At 32.4% G+C, this 20928-nt stretch carries 14 protein-coding genes and 1 pseudogene; 11 read left to right on the top strand and 4 right to left on the bottom strand.

Annotation, left to right across the window (positions count from 1 at the left end; all coding sequences use genetic code 11):
• Window positions 1-32: 32 nt before the first annotated feature.
• Window positions 33-2540, bottom strand: coding sequence for a M14 family metallopeptidase (locus K5V07_RS06230; protein ID WP_221916805.1), 2508 nt, complete (start codon window positions 2538-2540; stop codon window positions 33-35).
• 247 nt (window positions 2541-2787) lie between these two features.
• Between K5V07_RS06230 and K5V07_RS06225 the strand changes: the two genes are divergently transcribed.
• The 3 genes from K5V07_RS06225 (at window position 2788) to K5V07_RS06215 (ending at window position 5604) form a co-directional block, all read left to right on the top strand.
• Window positions 2788-4215, top strand: a complete 1428-nt coding sequence (locus K5V07_RS06225) for an L-serine ammonia-lyase (protein ID WP_221916804.1) — start codon at window positions 2788-2790, stop codon at window positions 4213-4215.
• Window positions 4216-4266: 51 nt separating this feature from the next.
• Window positions 4267-5253, top strand: a complete 987-nt coding sequence (locus tag K5V07_RS06220) for a fumarylacetoacetate hydrolase family protein (RefSeq protein WP_221916803.1) — start codon at window positions 4267-4269, stop codon at window positions 5251-5253.
• A gap of 135 nt (window positions 5254-5388) precedes the next feature.
• The gene (locus tag K5V07_RS06215) at window positions 5389-5604 is read left to right on the top strand and encodes a hypothetical protein (RefSeq protein WP_221918198.1); all 216 of its coding nucleotides are present in this window, start codon (window positions 5389-5391) and stop codon (window positions 5602-5604) included.
• 79 nt (window positions 5605-5683) lie between these two features.
• On the opposite strand, the gene K5V07_RS06210 is transcribed toward K5V07_RS06215, so the two are convergent.
• Complete coding sequence (locus K5V07_RS06210; RefSeq protein ID WP_221916802.1) at window positions 5684-6127, bottom strand: nuclear transport factor 2 family protein; 444 nt, start codon at window positions 6125-6127, stop codon at window positions 5684-5686.
• A 99-nt stretch (window positions 6128-6226) separates the two neighbouring features.
• Between K5V07_RS06210 and panB the strand changes: the two genes are divergently transcribed.
• The 8 genes and pseudogenes from panB (at window position 6227) to K5V07_RS06170 (ending at window position 17324) form a co-directional block, all read left to right on the top strand.
• Window positions 6227-7045: a 3-methyl-2-oxobutanoate hydroxymethyltransferase gene (panB, locus tag K5V07_RS06205; RefSeq protein ID WP_144892010.1), complete on the top strand. Its 819-nt coding sequence runs from the start codon at window positions 6227-6229 to the stop codon at window positions 7043-7045.
• A 54-nt stretch (window positions 7046-7099) separates the two neighbouring features.
• Window positions 7100-7450, top strand: a pseudogene (locus K5V07_RS06200) (four helix bundle protein).
• A 111-nt stretch (window positions 7451-7561) separates the two neighbouring features.
• Window positions 7562-8251, top strand: coding sequence for an RluA family pseudouridine synthase (locus tag K5V07_RS06195; RefSeq protein ID WP_221916801.1), 690 nt, complete (start codon window positions 7562-7564; stop codon window positions 8249-8251).
• 140 nt (window positions 8252-8391) lie between these two features.
• Window positions 8392-9720, top strand: coding sequence for an aldehyde dehydrogenase (locus K5V07_RS06190; protein ID WP_221918149.1), 1329 nt, complete (start codon window positions 8392-8394; stop codon window positions 9718-9720).
• 46 nt (window positions 9721-9766) lie between these two features.
• On the top strand, window positions 9767-10564 hold the full coding sequence (locus K5V07_RS06185; RefSeq protein ID WP_221916800.1) for a hypothetical protein: 798 nt from the start codon (window positions 9767-9769) through the stop codon (window positions 10562-10564).
• 895 nt (window positions 10565-11459) lie between these two features.
• Window positions 11460-14756, top strand: a complete 3297-nt coding sequence (locus tag K5V07_RS06180) for a PAS domain S-box protein (protein ID WP_221916799.1) — start codon at window positions 11460-11462, stop codon at window positions 14754-14756.
• A gap of 64 nt (window positions 14757-14820) precedes the next feature.
• Window positions 14821-15681, top strand: coding sequence for a neutral zinc metallopeptidase (locus K5V07_RS06175; protein ID WP_221916798.1), 861 nt, complete (start codon window positions 14821-14823; stop codon window positions 15679-15681).
• 356 nt (window positions 15682-16037) lie between these two features.
• On the top strand, window positions 16038-17324 hold the full coding sequence (locus tag K5V07_RS06170) for a DEAD/DEAH box helicase (protein ID WP_221916797.1): 1287 nt from the start codon (window positions 16038-16040) through the stop codon (window positions 17322-17324).
• A gap of 180 nt (window positions 17325-17504) precedes the next feature.
• Here K5V07_RS06170 and K5V07_RS06165 read toward each other — a convergent pair whose 3' ends face one another.
• Window positions 17505-18458 carry a phosphoribosylaminoimidazolesuccinocarboxamide synthase gene (locus K5V07_RS06165; RefSeq protein WP_221916796.1) on the bottom strand — a complete coding sequence of 318 codons (954 nt, stop codon included), beginning with the start codon at window positions 18456-18458 and terminating at the stop codon, window positions 17505-17507.
• Window positions 18459-18559: 101 nt separating this feature from the next.
• A complete protein-coding gene (locus tag K5V07_RS06160) occupies window positions 18560-20908 on the bottom strand; it encodes a prolyl oligopeptidase family serine peptidase (protein ID WP_221916795.1) in 2349 nt (782 codons plus the stop codon).
• Window positions 20909-20928 lie beyond the last annotated feature (20 nt).

The following is a 20928-nucleotide window of genomic DNA, read 5'->3' as shown; positions in this document are numbered from 1 at the left end:
CGTGCTTTTTTTGTTAAAAGAAATTCTTATAATTAATCCACAAGAAATAATGCATTACTAAATAAGAGAATTCCATTTTCCCAAAAACCTCTAAATAAGGGATTATCAATCATGTAAACAACCGATCCAGCCCCTTTTGATTCTACTGCAAAACTTACTGTATTATTTAGTTTTTTCTTGATTTTACTACCTACAAATCCGTAACTTTTGTAATCAGTAGGAACATATATTACATTAGATGCATTTTTTAATAATGAATAGCGTTTATCATCTGTTTTTAAACTAAAATAGCGATCTCCTAGTCCAAAACTTAAAGGATGTGATTGATCTAATTTATTTTCAATAATTGCTCCTGGAATTGCTTTAGAAATAAACCTACGCTCTGCATTTTGATAATCAAGTGTTCTTTCTAATAAAACATCCTCATCAGCCTCTTTTTCTGCTAAAAGTTTTTCTTCTTCTGAAGCAAATGGCGTCAAAGCGTAACCTTCTTTTCCATCAAAAAGGGAAATAGCATTATTCATGGCAATCACTTTTCCGCCATTGTTAATCCATTCTGATATTTTTTTCTGCTGTGCCTCAGTAAAATCATAATAGCCATCTGCTAAAATCAATGTGTTATATGAAGCTAAATTCAATCTGTTAAAATTATTGGTTTCAACTACGCTTACCGGATAGCCCAGTGTCTCTTGCATATAATACCAAGTGGCTCCAAACTCTGTAGGACTCACTCCTTTTCCAGAAAATAATACCACTTTCGGAGCTTTTAAAAGACTAAAATTTTCACCGCCAACATCTCTAGCATTCGATGAAAAACCAGTTGAAATAGTATTAAAATCAGATTTGTCTTTGATTAAATTAGAAATGGTTTGTTCAAAATTTGGTATTTGAGGATTGTCCGTTTTGGTCACTATTAATCCTCCTGGAGCTACAGTAACAGCGCCAAAAATGGCTTCTTTTGCAGCTGTCCTAACTTTAATATTATTTTGATGTAAAACTGATAAAACTTGCGCTGAAACTCTATTATTCCAAGGAATATGAAAAGCATATACATTTTTTGAAACTTCACGAACTGGAGTTTCTACAGATGTCTTAGTTGAAATGGCAACCTCATTTTTTACAGCATAACCCTGAACTCCGTATGCAAGCGGTAAAGCCCAAGCGGTAATGTCATAGGACAAACTATCATTTAATTTTTGATTGGGTTCAAAAAGAATTTGTGTCAATACCGCCTTTGGTTGGTCTACTTTTACAATTAAATCATTAGGCTCTATTGTAAAACTGGTTTCCTTCTTTGTGGAATAATTGTAACCTGATGTTTTTGCACTTGCTGCAGCAAAACTAAACTCAATTTTGTTTTTTGAAAGTAAATCAGTCATTTGAACTAATTTCGGATTGCTTTTCATGACATAGGTTTTGTAAGCTCCCTTAACTGTTTTTCTGGAATTGTTCATAAATCCACGAAAACCATTGAGCAATTCTTCTGCTTTGTTAGAAGCAGACTCAACCACTGTTAGAACCGCAGTTGCATGATGCGCTACTCTATCTTTAATGGTCAATATAGATCCATTACTCATTTGTACCGCGCGCCCAGCTCCTATTCCGCCCTGTTCTAGCGTCATACCCACAGCTCCGTTGTACGTAGGATAAGTATCGCCGTAACTTGGGTAAAACAAGTCAAAACGTTCTCCGGTGTTGTACATCCAGTTTTGCGCATCAAATTTTTTAGAAATATTTTGACCTAAAGTTTGGTGAAAATCCCGCTGATATTTTTCAATAAATTCATGCAAAGGCTCAGCTGACGGAGGAAAAAAATAAGGAGAGTCATACCCCATTTCATGCACATCAGTATGAACTTGAGGCATCCACTGGTGGTACAAAGCAATGCGTTGTTGCGACTCCAGCTGAGTTTGCCAAGCCCAATCTCTATTCAAATCAAAAAGATAATGATTGAATCTTCCGCCTGGCCAATCCTCCATATGTTCTCTATCGGATAGTTCAGGATGTGTTTTCTTTCCGGAAATTTCTCTTAGCCAATTCCCGTATCGAGAATATCCATCGGGATTAATACACGGATCTAGAATTACAATGGTATTCTCTAACCATTTTTTGGTTGTTGTATTGGAAGGATTTAGCAATTCATAAGCAACAGTCATCGCACTTTCTGTTCCAGCAAATTCATTGCCATGAACATTAAAACTCAACCAGACAATTACTTTATCACCTACAGTTTGATTTTTCTTTGGCGAAAGCCCAATTGATGCCAGATTATTTGTCCTGATTTCTTCAAGATTCGCTAAGTTTTCTGGGGTTGAAATATAGTAAACATTTAAATCTCTTTGCTCAGCCGTTACTCCGTATTTATGTTTTACAATGGCAGAAGAATTATCAATAAGCTGTTTGAAATAGTTTTCAACTTGATGGTAATGCGAAATTTGCTTGCCATAGTTAGGTAAAAATTGCTCAGGAGATTGAATTTGAGCATACGATTGCAGCACCATTGCTGCGCTGAACAAAACTGAAAAAACGATTTTTTTCATAGAGTTAAAATTAGTTATGCTCCAAATTTAACTATAAAATTGGTTTTCTACAATGCACCTTTAATTAAGGAAATGAAAAAATTGAAAGTACTATTGCTCCAAAAGATATCGAAATTTAGGATGTTTCAATTTTAATAAAAATGAATAAAAACTACATTCTCATTGTTAAAAAAGCACTTTTAGGAGTTCAAAAATTCGTTTCGTTGCAACATTCTATTATATTTGCAGTAAACAAAATTAAATCTAGATGGAAGAATGTATCTCTGTTTTTGACATGCTAAAGATTGGTGTTGGTCCTTCAAGTTCTCATACATTAGGGCCTTGGAGAGCAGCTGAACGCTTTTTAGAAGAACTAAGAACTGAAAATTTACTCTCAGCTGTGACTCGTGTACAAATAGATTTATACGGTTCACTTTCCTTAACAGGAAGAGGCCATGCAACAGATTTAGCAGTCATGCTAGGATTAAGTGGCCAAGATCCAGAATACATTCCCGTTGAGAATATCGATAGCATCATTAAATCCATCGAAAATAAAAACGAAATCAATTTAGGGAACGAAAAAAACATTCCTTTCTATTTTTTACAAGACATTGTTTTCAATAAAAACTTCCTTCCCTTTCATGCGAATGGATTGACCTTTACAGCATTTCTTACTAACGATTTAAACTACACAGCTACATTTTATTCCATAGGTGGTGGTTTTGTTGTAAAAGAAGAACGTACCAATGCTAAAAAGAAAACACAGGTAAAATGTGCTTTTCCCTATCCGATTGATAAGGCATCTGAATTGCTAGAAATTTGTACCAAAGAAAAAAAATCAATCTCAGAAATAGTATTTGAGAATGAGAAATCAATGCGTACTGAAGAGGTAATTGATCATGAACTCATGCGTATTTGGAAAACCATGCTAGAATGCATGTACATCGGTTGCCACTCTGAAGGGATTCTCCCAGGCGGACTCAATGTGCGTAGACGCGCCTTTGATATGCATCAAAATTTAATTGGATTGGCAAATTATGATTCGCCACAATCTTGGTTGGAAGAAATCAGAAAAACGGAGGTGAAATTTAGACAAATTCTAAAATGGGTTTCTTGTTTTGCACTGGCTGTTAACGAAGTTAATGCAGCTTTAGGTCGCGTAGTTACTGCCCCTACAAATGGTAGTTCTGGAGTAATTCCTGCAGTTTTAATGTACTATTTAGTAATTGAAAATCACAACGCGGGCAATAAAGAAATTAAACAATTCTTGATGGTAGCTGGCGAAATAGGCAGTATTTTCAAGAAAGGTTCCACAATATCAGCTGCTATGGGTGGCTGTCAAGCAGAAATAGGAGTATCATCAGCTATGGCAGCGGCGGCACTTTGTGAAGTAATGGGTGGCACACCTGAGCAAGTACTTATGGCTGCCGAAATTGCAATGGAACATCACTTAGGTTTAACTTGTGACCCAATAGGAGGCTTGGTTCAAATTCCGTGTATTGAGCGCAATACTATGGGAGCCATAAAAGCCATTAATGCTGCTGAACTAGCTCTTGAAACTGATCCAAAGAATGCAAAAGTTCCATTGGATAAAGTAGTTGACACGATGTGGGAAACTGCCAAGGACATGAATAATAAATACAAAGAAACATCTGAAGGTGGACTTGCCATTGCGGTAAACATGGCCGATTGTTAACCTTGAAATAAATATTTAAGCTACAATAATAAACTCATAAACAAAATCTAAATGAAATTAGCTTCAATTGACAATAATACCAGAGATGGACAATTAGTTGTTGTAAATAAAGATTTAACAAAAGCAGTTACAGTACCAGAAATTGCAGCAACAATGCAATTCGCAATTGATAATTGGAAAGAAACAGAAACTAAATTAGAAAGCGTTTATAATGACTTAAACTCTGATAAGTTGCCTAATGCGTTTCACTTTTCTTCTGTTAGAGTCTTAGCGCCAATTCCTCGAGCGTATCATTGGGCTGACGGGAGTGCATATGTAACTCACGTAGAACTAGTCCGCAAGGCTAGAAATTCTGAATTACCTGAATCTTTTTGGACAGATCCTTTAATGTATATGGGAGCTTCTGACGCATTTATTGGAGCGAATGATGACATTGAAATCGAAAATGAAGATTGGGGTATTGACTTTGAATCCGAAGTAGCTGTTATTACTGATGATGTTCCGGCAGGAACTAATTCAGAAGATGCTTTAAAACATATTAAGTTAATCACCATTATTAACGATGTGTCTTTACGTAATTTAATACCAAATGAGCTATCCAAACAATTTGGATTCTATCAATCTAAACCTTGGACATCATTTGCTCCCGTGGTTGTAACTCCAAATGAACTTGCTGATAGCTGGAAAAATGGAAAACTTCATTTGCCACTACATTCAACCTTAAACGGCAATCTTATTGGTTCGCCAAATGCTGGGATTGATATGACTTTTGACTTTGGTCAATTAATTGCACATGCTTCGAAGACTCGTTCATTAATGGCTGGAACAATTATTGGCTCAGGAACAGTTGCAAATCAAGGAAGTCTCAATGGTTCAAGCTGTTTAGCAGAGGTTAGATGTTTAGAAATAATAAAAGACGGAAAAGCATCTACTCCATTTATGAGTTTTGGGGACAGAATAGAAATTGAAATGAAAGATAATGATGGAAAGTCAATTTTTGGTAAAATAAATCAAATTATAAAAGAGTATAAAAAATAACTGTTGTAAAAAGGCATTTGGCAAGTTTGGGTTTTAAAGATGATTTTTTCTTTCAAGTTTAGTTTTTCATTTTAAAAAACAGGTTTTCATAATTCCAAACTTGCCAAGCGCCGAAACAGTGCGTTACTTTTTGTGATGATTTTAATTATACTTTCTCATAAATTAATCCCTATCAAGATCATGAAAATCAACTGGACAATACTTATTGGATTAGCTATTGTGATTCTAGTTTTAATTTGTTTTTTGATAAGAAAAAACAATAAAGACAAAAAAGACTATACTGATTTCTTAAACCAAGATTTTAAAAAACAAGAAGAACAAGAATCAGACTTAAACGATGAAAGTTACTAAGTTTTAAAAAAAAAAAATTTAATTGATACTACTTTCTATTTGAGTACCATTCGACCAGAAAAATTCTCAAAAATATCTGTTATTTTCGGCGAGTATCAATTAAATGAATGATTTTCCAATTTGAAGTTTCTTCAACCTGATCTTTAAACAAGGTGAATGAATTAACTCCTTTGTGACTCAGTTTGCCGTTAATATAAAATTCATAAGGTGTCCACACGTGCGCTAAACTTCCTTCTATTTGAACTGCATAAGTCAATATTTTTTCATGAAATACTGTTCCTTTTGGAATACTAGCTATTGATTTAAAAAACGTATCTGGATCACTATTTTCTAATTTAGCACTTCCTTCTTTTTCTGAAATGGTTTGTAAAATCATTTTTTTATCACAAAGAGATTTCAACGTCATCGTATCTTTGGCATGAAAAGCCAAGAAAAATTTTTCAATTGCATTTTGCGCTTCCTTATTTTGTGCTTGAATACAGTTACTTACAACTAGAAAAAATAATACAATAATAGTTCTCATAGCAGATGATTTAAGAGTTTTTGAATAGAAAAACTTTAGTTAGACATTAAAGAATAAAAATATTCATTTTAGTACCTTTACAAACTTAAATATAAAATTATGTCTGTAGCTAAAAAAGATTATAAAAGAATTACAACTAAATCGTTGATTGAAATGAAAGCCAATGGCGAAAAAATTTCAATGCTAACAGCTTATGATTTTACAATGGCAAAAATTGTAGATACAGCAGGAATTGATGTGATTCTTGTAGGTGATTCGGCATCAAATGTAATGGCGGGTCATGAAACTACATTGCCAATTACACTTGACCAAATGATTTACCATGCTTCATCTGTAGTGCGCGCCATAGAAAGAGCACTTGTTGTGGTTGATTTACCTTTTGGAAGTTATCAATCAGACCCAAAAGAAGCCTTACGATCTGCTATTAGAATCATGAAAGAAAGCGGTGGTCATGCCGTAAAACTTGAAGGTGGTAAAGAAATAAAAGACTCTATAAAAAAAATATTGAATGCTGGGATTCCGGTTATGGGACATTTAGGTCTTACGCCGCAATCTATTTATAAATTTGGTACATATACCGTTCGAGCAAAAGAAGAAGAAGAAGCAGATAAACTAATAGAAGATGCTCAATTACTTGAAAAATTAGGCTGTTTTGCATTAGTTCTTGAAAAAATACCAGCTCATTTAGCCGAAAAAGTAGCGCAAAGCATTTCTATTCCTGTAATAGGGATTGGTGCTGGTGGTGGTGTAGATGGCCAAGTACTTGTAATTCATGACATGCTAGGGATGAATAACGAATTTAGTCCACGTTTTTTAAGACGCTATATGGATTTATACAAAGAAATGACAGCTGCTATCGGGCAATATGTTGCTGATGTAAAGTCAAGTGATTTCCCTAATGCAAACGAACAATATTAAGTAGAGACCACATAGATTATCAGACTATTTAGATTGTTAGAATAAAAAAATGAAATGCATCGATTTAAAGATTTAGAAATCTGGAAAAAAAGTAGATTTTTTTGTTCAAAAATTTACGCAGTGACTTCGTCTTTTCCTAACGAAGAAAAATTTGGACTAACAAATCAATTAAGAAGAGCTTCTGTTTCTATTCCTTCAAATATAGCCGAAGGATCGTCTAGGTAATCAAATAAGGACTTTGCACGATTTTTAGAAATTGCCATCGGTTCAGCATATGAAATTGAAACACAAATTCTTATTTCATCCGATTTGGGTTTCATCACTCCGCAAGATTTAATAGAATTAACAAATATGTTAGAGGAAATTATTAAGATGACTTCAAGGTTTAGAGCAACTATATTATAGTCTTTCTTAATTTTTATTGTTTTTAGACGGTAAAAATTGTTTAGAATCTAAACATCTAACAAAGTCTAACCTGTCTAAAAATCTAATAATCTAACAATCTAAAAAATCCAAATGAAAATAGTTTCTGATAAAAATAACTTACAAATTCTACACGAAGACAACCATTTAATTGTGGTGAACAAACGTGTAGGCGATATTGTTCAAGGAGATAAAACGGGTGACAAACCATTATCTGATGTGGTTAAAGAATACATCAAAGACAAGTACAACAAACCAGGTGAAGTATTTCTAGGAGTGGTACATAGGCTTGACAGACCTACAACAGGAATTGTAGTTTTTGCAAGAACCAGCAAAGCATTGACTAGAATGAACGAGCTTTTTAGCAATCGAGAGACTCAAAAAACCTATTGGTGTGTGGTAAAAAACAAACCCTTACATGATACGGATAAACTCGTGCACTATCTTAAAAGAAACGAAAAAAACAACAGCTCAAAAGCACATTTAAAAGAAGTTCCTGACAGCAAACTAGCTAGTTTAGATTATAAAATCATCAAGGAACTCAATAATTATTATGCGTTAGAAATAAATCTTCATACCGGCAGACACCACCAAATTAGAGCGCAACTCGCTGCCATAAATACACCCATAAAAGGAGACTTAAAATATGGTTTTGACAGGAGCAATCCAGACGGTGGAATTCATTTGCACGCCCGAAAATTAGTATTCACTCACCCAGTCTCTAAAGAAGTAACCACTATTATTGCTCCCACACCAAATGATGTAATTTGGAATGCCATTTAATGAGTACTTCATGAAATTTAAAGCGTAACAAATTTGATACTTATGCTACTAACACAAAGAGAAGAATTTGTAGATTTCTATGGTAAAGACCTCTTGCGATATTTTGTTTCTAAAATAATACTGTAATATTTAAAATCTAAATTGTGAATCAATCCGACATAAGTACTCGTAAAGAATCTTTGAAAAAATTATTGCAAGTCATCATAAACCATGAAGAGGCAATAATAAAAGCTTTGTATGATGATTTTAAAAAACCAGCTTTTGAGGCCGTTTTAACAGAAACAAATTACGTTATCAGCGACTTAAAAGAAACTATTAAAAATATTGATTCTTGGGCTAAGCCAAAAAAAGTTAGGTCCTCTTTACTTAATTTTCCTTCATCAGATTATGTATATAGTGAACCCTATGGACATGTTTTGATTTTGGCTCCGTGGAATTATCCTTTTCAACTCGCATTGTGTCCTCTTGTAGCCGCTGTAGCCGCCGGAAATAAAGTAACACTAAAACCCTCTGAGCTTACTCCTAATACTTCACACATCATTTCAAAAATTATTAGCGAAACTTTTGCCGCAAAAGATGTCGTTGTCATAACAGGTGACGCCACCGTGGCAACACAATTATTGAGCAAACGTTGGGATTATATCTTTTTTACAGGAAGCGTTGCAGTGGGAAAAATCATAGCACAAGCCGCAGCAGTTCATCTTACGCCGGTTACCTTAGAATTAGGAGGGAAAAGCCCTTGTATTGTAGATGAAACGGCTGATTTACAACTTAGCGCACGCCGAATTGTATGGGGAAAAATCATCAATGCTGGACAAACCTGTGTAGCACCCGATTATATTTTAGTTCACCAAAAAGTAAAAAAAGAATTCACAACTTTCCTGATTCAAGAAATTGAAAAAGCATTAGGTTCAAATCCTGAGGAATCACGAGACTTTGCTCGAATTGTAAATTTAAAAAACTGGCAACGTTTAAAAGATTTATTAGATAACGAATCCATTATATTCGGAGGACAAACAAATAAAGATTCCCTATACATTGCCCCTACTTTACTAGATGAACCTAAAAGTACAAGTCCAGTAATGAATGAGGAAATTTTTGGTCCAATATTACCTATCCTATCTTACCAAACTACTTCAGATATGGAAAGAGTAATAAAAAGTTATGAAAAGCCTCTAGCTCTTTACATTTTTAGTACTAATAAATCATTCACTGATGAAATACTTCAAAAATATTCATTTGGTGGAGGTTGTGTCAATGACACCGTTGTACATCTGGTAAACAATAGATTGCCATTTGGTGGTGTAGGTCATTCAGGAATGGGTGCCTATCACGGTAAATTAAGTTTTGATATTTTTTCGCATAAAAAAGCAATTGTAAAACGAGGAACATGGCTTGACTTACCTTTGCGCTATGCTCCTTACAATGAAAAACTAAAAACGATTCGGAAATTTTTAAAACTGATGTAAAATTTTTAAACTTTAAACTAATTAATAACCAATAACCTATTTTAAAATGAATGCACCTGTTAAAAAACGTATGGACGAAATTAAATCACAAGGCTACAACATTGATTTTGGCGATGTATTTAATCAAACTATAGAAAACTATAAAAAAATTGCTATGTATGGCGGTCTAGTACTCTTTATGTTTTTTGTTGTTTTTATATTGGGACTTGCTGGAATTTTCGCAGTAATTTTTGGAACCGATGAAGCGTTAACGATTTTAAAAGCCGAAGATTTTAAACCTGAAAACTTAGACCTTTACGGGTTATTGATTTTATCCTTAATAAGCATTGCAATAGGTACACTAATAAGTCCTTTTATAGCTGGATTATTTAAAATGGCTCACAACGCAGATATAGATGAAGAATTTCATGTATCAACTATGTTTCATTATTACAAAACACCTTATGTTCAAGAAATTATAATTGCTACATTTTTAATTGCTGCAGTAGATAGTTTCATTCGTGGAGTAATAAACTATGCAGAAATACCCGTTTTAGGCGCCGTATTATCAGCTATATTATCATTTTTCACTTTTTTAACTATTCCTTTAATAATTTTTGGAAATTCAAAAGCGTTGCACGCCATAGAAACTAGTATAGTTATTGTTGCTAAACAACCATTTATATTGTTTGCACTCTTAATTGTGGGTGTTATAGCAGTTTTCTTAGGATTTTTTGCGTGTTGTATTGGGATTCTTTTTACTATTCCGTTTATTTATTCCATGAGCTATATCATTTACAAATACATCATTGGTTTTCCAGAAAATAAAGAAGAGGAAGTATCTACAAATTTTGAAACTCTGTAATAAAAAATAAAGCCAAAATTGATTTTGAAATTGATTTTGAAATCAATTTTGGCTTATTCAAATAAAAGTAGTAATTTGTTGTTTTTTATTTAATAAAATAACTAACTCAATTTAAGAAAATTTGAATCATTACTGCGGATACTTACCCTCAATCCCATTAAGCTACCTTTCAACAAGTTGGTTCACAACAACTATTTCAAGTAAATTAATGATGCTTTTTGATAAATTAGCAGTAGATAATAATTTATTTCGGGTAATCAATCCATTTATTTTTTTATTGTTTTTTTTGCTAATTTTTAAATTCTCAAAAATTAGAACTTTATTGTATCCGGGATATATTAAAAATTACCCTCTTAAGGATTCAAAGAGTGAAGAATACCAACTGTATTTTTTATTTTTGGGTTTAGTCATACCCGTTTTAGAAATTGTATTCGAAATATTTAAAGTAAGAACAAAAAGTCTTTTAATACCTAACTTAATATTAGGAATCCTTTTATTTTTGATTTATTTCCTAAGTCTTAAATCAAAATATATTTACCAATACATCCAAAAAATTTTTCGAGTAGTTTTCCTAATTTCATTTATTTTCATTTCTCGAAACTTAATCGCATTTCCAAATGATAAAATTCCGTTTGTTGCTTACATAATTACATTCTTTTTCTCCTATTCTATTATAAAATCTCAAAAATGGTATTGGTTTTTTATTAGTTTAAATTTTATCTATATATCTACTCTTTTATTATTTGAAATCATCCCTTTTGACTCAGCTGTTCTACTCTTTAATTATTGCATTATAGTTGTTATGATTAATTATATTAGACATCTTTCAATAATCAACTTAAAAAGTAAACTGTCATTTCACAATCAAATTATAAACAAGGGAAACTCTCTGGTTTTGGCAACAAATGTAAAAGGAGAGGTTGTTTTTTGTAGCGAGAATATAGTTTCTATTTTAGGATATACTGTAGAGGAAGTATTGGGTTATGGATATTGGGAACGCACTGGTGACTATGATTTATATAATGAAAAAGAAATTCAAGACTTTATAGATGATAAAATATTTGTAAGAAAATTAAGATGTAAAAATGAAGAATACAAATACATTCAATGGAATGATAAAAAATTCTCAAATAATTTAATCATAGGAATTGGCCAGGATGTTACAAAAGAAGTTCTGATTCAAGAGCAATATAAAAATGCAATTGAAGGGGCTATTGATTTAATTTATGAAGTGGATTATAAAGGTTATTTAACTTTTGTTAATGATTTCACAATCAAAGCTCTGGGTTTTGATTCAAATGAACTCATTGGACAGCATTTTTCCAAATTCATACATACTGACTATTTAAATGAAATAGTTCAATTTTACTCTAGATTAGATAAATTTGAAAATCATTTTCCTACTATCGAGTTTCCTTTATTCAAAAAGAATCAAAAAAAAATATGGATCTCTCAAAAAGTAACAGTCCGAAAAAATAAAGATGGAAGAATAGTAGCTTTCTCTGCAATTGCGCGAGACATTACAATACTAAAAAACATTAAAAAAAATACAAAAATAAGACATAAAAAAGTAAACGAATATAACAGAACAATTACACAATTGTCTACTACCAATTTTAGCAGCTATGTCAATTTAGAAACTCGATTAATGAAAGTACTAGAAACTGCATCTATCGTGTCTAAATGCGATCGCGTGAGTTACTGGAAATATGAAAAGGACCAAATTAAGTGTCAAAATTTATACAATTTAGAAAGCCAAACTTTTGATAAAGGTACTATATTAGAAAAAAAAGATTATCCTATTTACATTGATTCCATTCAAAGTAAGAAACAAATTTGTGCATCTAATGTTTTTAAAAAGCATGAATTATCAGAGTTTATAGAAGAGTATTTTTTAGTATTAAATATAAAATCTGTACTCGATATTCCATTTTTTATTGATGGTGATTTAATAGGAATAGTATCTTTTGAAACCATAAAAAATAAAAGAAAATGGGATAATGAAGATATAAATTTTGCAAGAGCAATTGCAGACATCATATCATTAACATTAATATCACAAAGTAGATTTGAAACAGAAAAAAAATTAGAGTATAAAAGTGAATTACTATCTGCAATGACACTTTGTACTGAAAAGTTTTTAAAAAGTAATAATATTGATGCTATTTTCTCTGATGTTTTAGTGATTATGGGGAAAGCGACAAAATCACACAGAACTTATTTTTATGAAAATAATGATATAACAAAAACGATCAGTCAAAAATACAGATGGATTATAGAAAATGACACATTAAATGAAGTCAATCAAAAACTACAGCACCTGCCTCATGAATATTTTGAAGAATTACTAACTCCCTTGTTATCCAATAGCATTTACACTGCTGTAGTACCCCAAATTGAAAACACATCTCTCCGACAGAAATTAGAAAGTATTAACGTTTTTTCCATCATTCTTTTTCCAATTTTTGTGCGGGATAAATTTCACGGTTTCATTGGTTTTGATGATACAGAGACTGAAAGATTTTGGTCTGATGATGAAATAAATATTTTGCAAACATTAGCTCAAAACATTAGTTTTTCATTAGAGAGAATTACAAATGAAAATGCAATTTATGAAAGCGAAGAAAAATTTAGGTTGCTTGCCAATAATATTCCAGGAACTGTTTACCTCTCTAATTATGATTCTAAAAGTACAAAAATTTATATTAATGATGAAATAGAGAATCTTACAGGTTATGACAAGTCAGATTTCTTAAGCAATAAAGTTTTATTTATAGATTTGATTCATCCAGATGATAAAATTAAAACTATTGAAGCCCAAAAAAAAGCAATAGACTCAAAAAAACCAATTCACCTTACCTATAGAATTATTCATAAAAAAAACCATATTGTATGGGTTGAAGAGTTTGGCGATACTATTTATAAAAACGGAAAAATTGCATTTATTGAAGGTATATTTATTGATATCACCGAAAGAAAACAAGCAGAAACAATTGTTAAAGAAAAAGAACTTGCCGAAGCAGCAAATAAAGCTAAATCCGATTTTTTAGCCAATATGAGCCACGAAATAAGAACTCCCTTAAACGGTATTATAGGTTTTACTGATTTGTTAATGAGTACAAATCTAGGTGAAACTCAGGGAAAATACATGACCACAATAAGTCAATCAGCACATTCATTACTAAATATTATCAATGATATTCTTGATTTTTCTAAAATTGAAGCTGGAAAACTCGAGTTGTATTTTGAAATTTGCAATTTAAAAGATATGCTTTTGCAAGTTTTTGATTTGATACACTATGAAGCAAACCAAAAAAAACTACACCTAGATTTAATTTTAGACAAAGATATTCCTTTACATTATTTGATAGACAGTGTTCGATTAAAGCAGGTACTTATCAACTTACTTGCCAATGCAGTAAAATTTACTGATACTGGATCAATAAAATTAATTGTTTCTGCAGTAAAACCTATAAGTAACGGATACGCAACAATTCGTTTTGCAGTAGTTGATACTGGTATTGGGATATTAGAAGAAAATAAAAAGAAGATCTTTAAGGCTTTTTCACAAGAAGATGGATCCACTACTAGAAAATTTGGAGGTACAGGACTTGGATTAACAATATCCAATCAATTATTAGGTCTTATGAACAGTCAATTAAAGCTAGAAAGTGCTGTCAATGCAGGAAGTACTTTCTATTTTGACCTGAAGTTAAAAGTTACTGATAACGTCATTAAACATAAATATTTAGTAAAAAACAGCCCTAATATTAATAACAATCCCAAATTAGTAAACGATTTAAATATTAAGGTAATACATATTTTGATAGCAGAAGATAACAAAGTAAATATGTTACTCTTAAAAACCATTTTAAAAAATGAACCCTATCAAACTCAAATCCATGAAGCAATCAACGGTTTAGAGGCTGTTAAAAAATTTGAAAACACTCCAATTGATATTATTTTTATGGATATACAAATGCCTATCATGAATGGATACGAAGCCTCTCAATGCATTAGAAACTTACAAAATGGAAAAACAGTTCCTATAATAGCCATAACTGCAGGTACAGAAAAAGAAGAAAAAGAAAAATGTATTGCTTCTGGGATGAATGATTACATATCAAAACCAATTATAAAAGGAATAATAGGCGACACTATTACAAAGTGGATAATACAAAATAAAAAGTAATGTTGATAATGTTAAAATAATATGTAATTTTAAATTTTAAATCAATTAATTAAAAAAATAATTTATGAAATGGAGTGGCAGACGTTCAAGCGAAAATTTTGAAGACAGAAGAGGAATGTCTTCTGGTGGAAAAACTATAGTAGGCGGGGGAATAATAGGTATTGTTATCCTTTTACTAAATACTTTTGGTGGAGAAAATGCTCAAATGATAACACCTATTCTTGAGCAAATGAATCAAGGACAAAGTGCACCCACAGAAAAAAGAGCCTTAACCGCTGAAGAAATAGAAGAAGGAAAATTTGTTGAAGCTGTATTAGTTGATTCAGAGGATGTATGGGATAAAATTTTTAAGGAAAATAATATGCAGTACAAAAGACCTAAATTAATTTTATTCACACAAGGAGTAGATACAGAATGTGGAAGCGCAACCTCGGCCTCTGGACCATTTTATTGTCCTGCAGATCAAAAAGTGTACATGGATTTAACATTCTTTAATGAGTTGAAAACTAAATTTGGTGCTCAAGGTGGTGATTTTGCAACAGCCTATGTAATTGCGCACGAGATTGGACATCATGTACAAACCTTACTAGGAACTTCGTCTAAAATGAGACAAATGCAAGAAGGCAAAAGTCAAGCTGAAGCAAATGCATTATCTGTGGCTCTAGAATTACAAGCAGATTTTTATGCTGGCGTTTGGACCCATTACAATCAAAAAATGAAAAATATTCTTGAAGAAGGCGATCTAGAAGAAGCATTAAGCGCCGCTCACGCTGTAGGTGATGATGCTATTCAAGCAAAAATGCAAGGCCATATTGTTCCGGAAACCTTTACTCATGGGACATCGGCTCAAAGAAAAGCTTGGTTTATGAAAGGTTACAAAACTGGCGATATCAAACAAGGTAATACTTTTGAAGAAATTAATTAATTTATTGTGGCATGTAGTATTACAACTGCATGCCATATTTTTTTTATTGGACTTGATCCAAAAATAAATTGGCAGGTTTGACTCAAAAATGTTCTTATTAGTGAAAAGAGCATCATTTTTAAGGAATTGTTATCTAATTATTGTTTTCATTTTCATCATTATATAGTGTTTTCACAAGCAACAAAGTGATTAAAAAGCCTATAAAAAACCCTCTTTGTACTGTAAAACAGTACTTTACACAAGTATCTTGAACAAAGAAAACCTATCAATCAAGAGATATCCAAAATAATGACATACCTTTGCACCAAATTAAAGGAGCAAAATATATAAATGTGTTTGCTTCGTAAATACAATTTATGTCATTCAATTCATTAGGTTTATCTGATTCTTTGCTCAAAGCAATCAGCAAAAAAGGGTACACTACCCCATCTCCAATTCAACAAAAAGCAATACCTCCAATACTTAAAGGCCAAGATGTTTTAGCATCTGCTCAAACTGGAACAGGAAAAACAGCAGGTTTTACGCTCCCAATATTGCAATTGTTATCTCAAACACAACCCGTTCGCAATCGTCCAATTCGATCGTTGATATTAACACCTACAAGAGAATTGGCAGCTCAAATATTAGCAAATATCAAAGAATACAGCGAATTTTTAGATTTAAAAAGTACGGTTATTTTTGGTGGAGTAAATCAAAATCCACAAGTAACACAATTACGTCAAGGCATTGATATTCTGGTAGCAACACCAGGAAGACTTATAGACTTACACAATCAAGGTTTAATTTCACTTGCAAAAGTTGAAATTTTAGTACTTGATGAAGCCGATAGAATGCTGGATATGGGATTTTTACGTGATATTGAAAGAGTATTGAAAGTTTTACCTCAAAAAAGACAAAACTTACTTTTCTCTGCAACTTTTTCAAAAGATATCAAGAAACTAGCAATGGGAATTCTTCAAAATCCTATTCAGGTTGAAGCAACTCCTGAGAACACTACTGTTGATGCCATAACCCAACTTATTTATCCTGTTGCCAAAGAGAAAAAAACGGAATTAATCATAAAACTGATTACCGAAGGTAACTGGAAACAAATTTTAGTGTTTACAAGAACCAAACAAGGCGCTAATAAACTAACTGAGTTTATGAACGATGCTGGTATTAAAGCTGCCGCAATTCACGGTAATAAAGGTCAAGGCGCTAGAACAAAAGCTTTGGAAGGTTTTAAAAATGGAAGTCTTACAGCTCTTGTTGCAACAGATATTGCAGCTCGTGGATTAGACATTCCTTTATTACCGCATGTTGTAAATTTTGAACTACCTAATATCCCAGAAGATTACGTTCATAGAATAGGTAGAACTGGTCGTGCTGGTGCAAATGGAAAAGCAATTTCATTGTTTAGTCCTGATGAGACTGTTTTTTTAAGAGATATCGAGAAATTAGTTGGGTTAACAATCCCAAAAGAAAGTATCAAAGGTTTTGAGCCGGATCCCAACGCATCAAAAGAGCCTATAAAACAAGGTCAAGGTAGAACACAACGTTTTTCTGCACCCAAACAACCTAAACTAGATGCAGCCAAAAAAACAAATAATTTTGGAAGTAGACGTACTACTAACTCAACCAACGAAAGACGAGTAAATAGGTAATTAATATAGATACAAACTATAATTACTAAAAACAATAGAGACCGTAAATCAAAACATGATTTACGGTCTTTTTATTTGAGTAAGCTGATAATCTTTAAGAATGATCAAAAATGATTTTTTATAAAAATTATTGATACAAAAAATCCGCTATTCAAAACAGCGGATTTTACATTTTGATCGTTATTTACGAGACAAATAGTCTATTACATTAGCTTCAATTCTTGCATCAATGTTAGTGATATCTGCTTTTATAAACTTTTCACCTAATATATTTTCGTATAATTCGATATACCTTTCAGATACGGATTCTATATACTCATCTGTCATTTCAGGTATTTGTTGTCCTTGAAGTCCTTGAAAACCATTTTCTATCAACCATCTTCTTACAAACTCTTTTGACAATTGTTTTTGCTCGTCACCATTATTTTGACGGTCTTGATATCCATCTGCATAAAAATAACGAGATGAATCTGGTGTATGTATTTCATCAATCAACACAATTTTACCTTCTTTAGTTTTACCAAATTCATATTTGGTATCAACCAAAATAAGACCTCTACCAGCTGCAATCTCTGTCCCTCTTTGGTACAAATCTCTAGTGTACTTTTCTAAAACAAGGTAATCTTCAAGAGATACGATACCTTTACTTAAAATTTCTTCTCTTGAAATATCGGCATCGTGCTCTCCGTTATCTGCTTTGGTAGTAGGTGTAATTATTGGTTCAGGAAATTTATCGTTTTCTTTTAAATCATTGGGCATTGAAACACCACAAATTTCTCTTTTACCAAGAGCATATTCACGAGCCGCATGTCCTGAAAGATAACCTCTAATAACCATTTCTACCTTAAAAGGATCACACAATTTCCCAACAGCTACATTTGGATCTGGTGTATCAAGCAACCAATTTGGCACAATATCCGATGTTAGTTCCATAAATCGGGTAGCAATTTGATTTAAAATTTGACCTTTGTACGGAATTCCTTTTGGTAAAACCACATCAAATGCAGACAGCCTATCAGTAGCAACCATAACCAATAGTTCATCATTTATAGTATATACTTCTCTTACTTTACCGCGGTAAACTGCTTTTTGATTGGGGAAATTGAAATTTGTAGTTGTAATTGTGTGGCTCATTTTTTTAGTTGTGTGTGTTTATATTGTAGCTGCAAATTTAAAACTATTTCATAAAGTATAGCAATGAATACCTCATTCAATTCTTTGATATTACAGGAAAACTATTTTTTGAGTAAGGTTTGATTGAATAAATCTAATATCCTGCTGTACTCATCAACCCATGAATACGTTTCTTTGAATCCGTGTGCTTCAACGGGAAAACTAGCTAAACTCCATTTTTTCTTACCCAATTCTATAAAACGCTGAGACAAACGAACAATATCCTTATACTCTACGTTATCATCAACCATTCCGTGCAACATCAATAAATCTCCTTGAAGATTATCCGCAAAATATATTGGAGAACTTTTTTTGTACGCATCTGGATCTGTTTCAGGAAAATTTAAAATATTACCTGTGTAGCCATGGTTATAGTGTGCCCAATCTGTAACTGATCTAAGTGCTGCACCTGATGCAAACTCTTTTGGCGCTGTTAACATTCCCATTAAGGTAATAAAACCACCATAAGAACCTCCATAAATACCCACTTTTGAAGCATCTATACCATGATTTTCTACTAAGTATTTTTTACCATCCAAGTGATCTGATAAATCTTTACCTCCCATAAAACGGTATATTCCGGTTCTAAAATCGCGTCCGTATCCATCACTGCCTCTGTAATCAATATCAAGAACCGTATATCCTTGATCTACTAACATGTTGTGAAACATATACTCTCTATGGTAGCTACTCCAATAATTGTGCGCATTTTGCAAATAACCTGCTCCATGTACAAATAAAATAGCTGCTTTATTAGCATTTGCTTGTTGAGGCTTGTACAATCTGGCATGAACCGTTGTTCCATCTTGAGCTTTAAAGGTAATAACTTCGGGTTCACGCCAAGAATAGGACTTAAAACTTTCTGTTAACGATGCTGTAATTTGGTCCAAAGAGGTATTGGTCTTGTTACTTGCAACATATAATTCCCAAGGTTTGTTTTTATAGGAATAGCGTACCAACAACGAACTTTCATCCGGAGATATATTTACTTCATGAGCACCATCATTAGTTAAAATAGGTTGCATTTTTTTTGTCGAAATATCAAGCTTGTAAAAACTTCTATTTCCTGGATGTGTAGTTGTGGTTGTTAGGTAAAATGCTTTTCTATCTTTAGCCAAAGCTACTGATCGTACTTCCCAATTGCCTTGCGTCAATTGAGTTTTAAGTTTTGATTTTAAATTGTATGTGTACAAATGAGAATAACCTGTCTCTTCAGATTGGAAATAGACAGTCTCATTATCAGCTAAAAAACCAAGAGTTCCTCTCCCGAAAGAACTTGATGGAATTCCTGGACCACCAATCCATGCTTCGTCATGCTGATAATCAATTTCTTCAAAAGTATTTTTTTCAAGATTCAAACGTACTATCCAACGGTCTTTGTTATCTTGACTTCTTATCTCAGAAACAGCATAGCTACCATCATCATTATATATTGGCTCTTGAACAATAATTAATTTGTTCTTTTTCTCCACATTTTTATTTTTCTCATACAATTCAAAATATTTTGGTAAATCTTGAATGTGGGTCAAAGTAGAAAAATTGATAAAATAAACAGAGTCTTTAGCAACATTATAAACACCAAACTTTGAAGGAATCAAATTATTTACAGAAACTTTTTCTTTAGTGTCAACAATATCATTGTAGCCACTTGCGGTAATAAAAGCCTCCATTTTTTCTCTTTTTCCCTCTACTTCTTCTAGTAATCTAAAAGTGGCATAACCCCCTTTAGGATCCATTTTTAAACCTCCAAAAGTATTTTTTCCATAAAAATAAGGTTTTGGAAAATCCGACTTAGAAAGTTTAGCTTTTTCAGCATTCCATTTTTTTAACGCCTCTTGATCTCTTACAAATTGGAATAGTTCTTCTTGCTGGGTCTTTAAAAAAGTTTCTTTTTGAGAAGCAACCTCGTCCGCTTTTCCTTTTCGGAAATTTGTAAGCTGAATCAAAGAACCTTCGTTGATGTTGTATTGAAAAATATTGTCATTCTGTCTAAAAAACAACAAACCCGCTGTTGCACTTACTTGCAAATTTGAAATTGGACTGCTGTGCTGAAACAACTTTTTAGAAATTTTATTTTTCAATGAATACGAATACAAACGGCCTTTGTCAAGATAAAAATACACATCTGGATTAGATGATTTTCTTAAATCTAATCTTGAAAAAAGAGCTTCACTAGCAGGTGCAAGTTCTGGTTTCGGCATGCCTTTTTTCCAGAAATACGTACTATTTCCTAATTCATTATTTGGGTTCCAGTCAAAATATACTTTTTGTCCATCTATTGACCATCTTTCATTTTCTGGTTGCGCACCAATGAAAGCATTTCCTTTCATGATTTCCTCTAGCTTTAAGGTTTGGCTGTAAATGGTTACCGAAAAAAATATACAAAGAAGAAGTATTACATTTTTATTCATTTTAATTTCATTTAAGTTTA

The sequence above is a fragment of the Flavobacterium sp. CHNK8 genome (assembly GCF_019774515.1).
In the GTDB taxonomy this organism is placed as follows: Bacteria; Bacteroidota; Bacteroidia; order Flavobacteriales; family Flavobacteriaceae; genus Flavobacterium; species Flavobacterium tiangeerense.
The sequence above is the reverse complement of the archived record's forward strand: the minus strand, read 5'-3'. Positions and strand labels throughout refer to the sequence as shown.

Excerpts from the sequence above, each read along its gene's own strand:
- K5V07_RS06230 (WP_221916805.1), bottom strand. The coding sequence starts at position 2,540 with ATGAAAAAAATCGTTTTTTCAGTTTTGTTCAGCGCAGCAATGGTGCTG.
- K5V07_RS06225 (WP_221916804.1), top strand. The coding sequence starts at position 2,788 with ATGGAAGAATGTATCTCTGTTTTTGACATGCTAAAGATTGGTGTTGGT.
- K5V07_RS06220 (WP_221916803.1), top strand. The coding sequence starts at position 4,267 with ATGAAATTAGCTTCAATTGACAATAATACCAGAGATGGACAATTAGTT.
- K5V07_RS06215 (WP_221918198.1), top strand. The coding sequence starts at position 5,389 with ATGATTTTAATTATACTTTCTCATAAATTAATCCCTATCAAGATCATG.
- K5V07_RS06210 (WP_221916802.1), bottom strand. The coding sequence starts at position 6,127 with ATGAGAACTATTATTGTATTATTTTTTCTAGTTGTAAGTAACTGTATT.
- panB (WP_144892010.1), top strand. The coding sequence starts at position 6,227 with ATGTCTGTAGCTAAAAAAGATTATAAAAGAATTACAACTAAATCGTTG.
- K5V07_RS06195 (WP_221916801.1), top strand. The coding sequence starts at position 7,562 with ATGAAAATAGTTTCTGATAAAAATAACTTACAAATTCTACACGAAGAC.
- K5V07_RS06185 (WP_221916800.1), top strand. The coding sequence starts at position 9,767 with ATGAATGCACCTGTTAAAAAACGTATGGACGAAATTAAATCACAAGGC.
- K5V07_RS06175 (WP_221916798.1), top strand. The coding sequence starts at position 14,821 with ATGAAATGGAGTGGCAGACGTTCAAGCGAAAATTTTGAAGACAGAAGA.
- K5V07_RS06170 (WP_221916797.1), top strand. The coding sequence starts at position 16,038 with ATGTCATTCAATTCATTAGGTTTATCTGATTCTTTGCTCAAAGCAATC.
- K5V07_RS06165 (WP_221916796.1), bottom strand. The coding sequence starts at position 18,458 with ATGAGCCACACAATTACAACTACAAATTTCAATTTCCCCAATCAAAAA.
- K5V07_RS06160 (WP_221916795.1), bottom strand. The coding sequence starts at position 20,908 with ATGAATAAAAATGTAATACTTCTTCTTTGTATATTTTTTTCGGTAACC.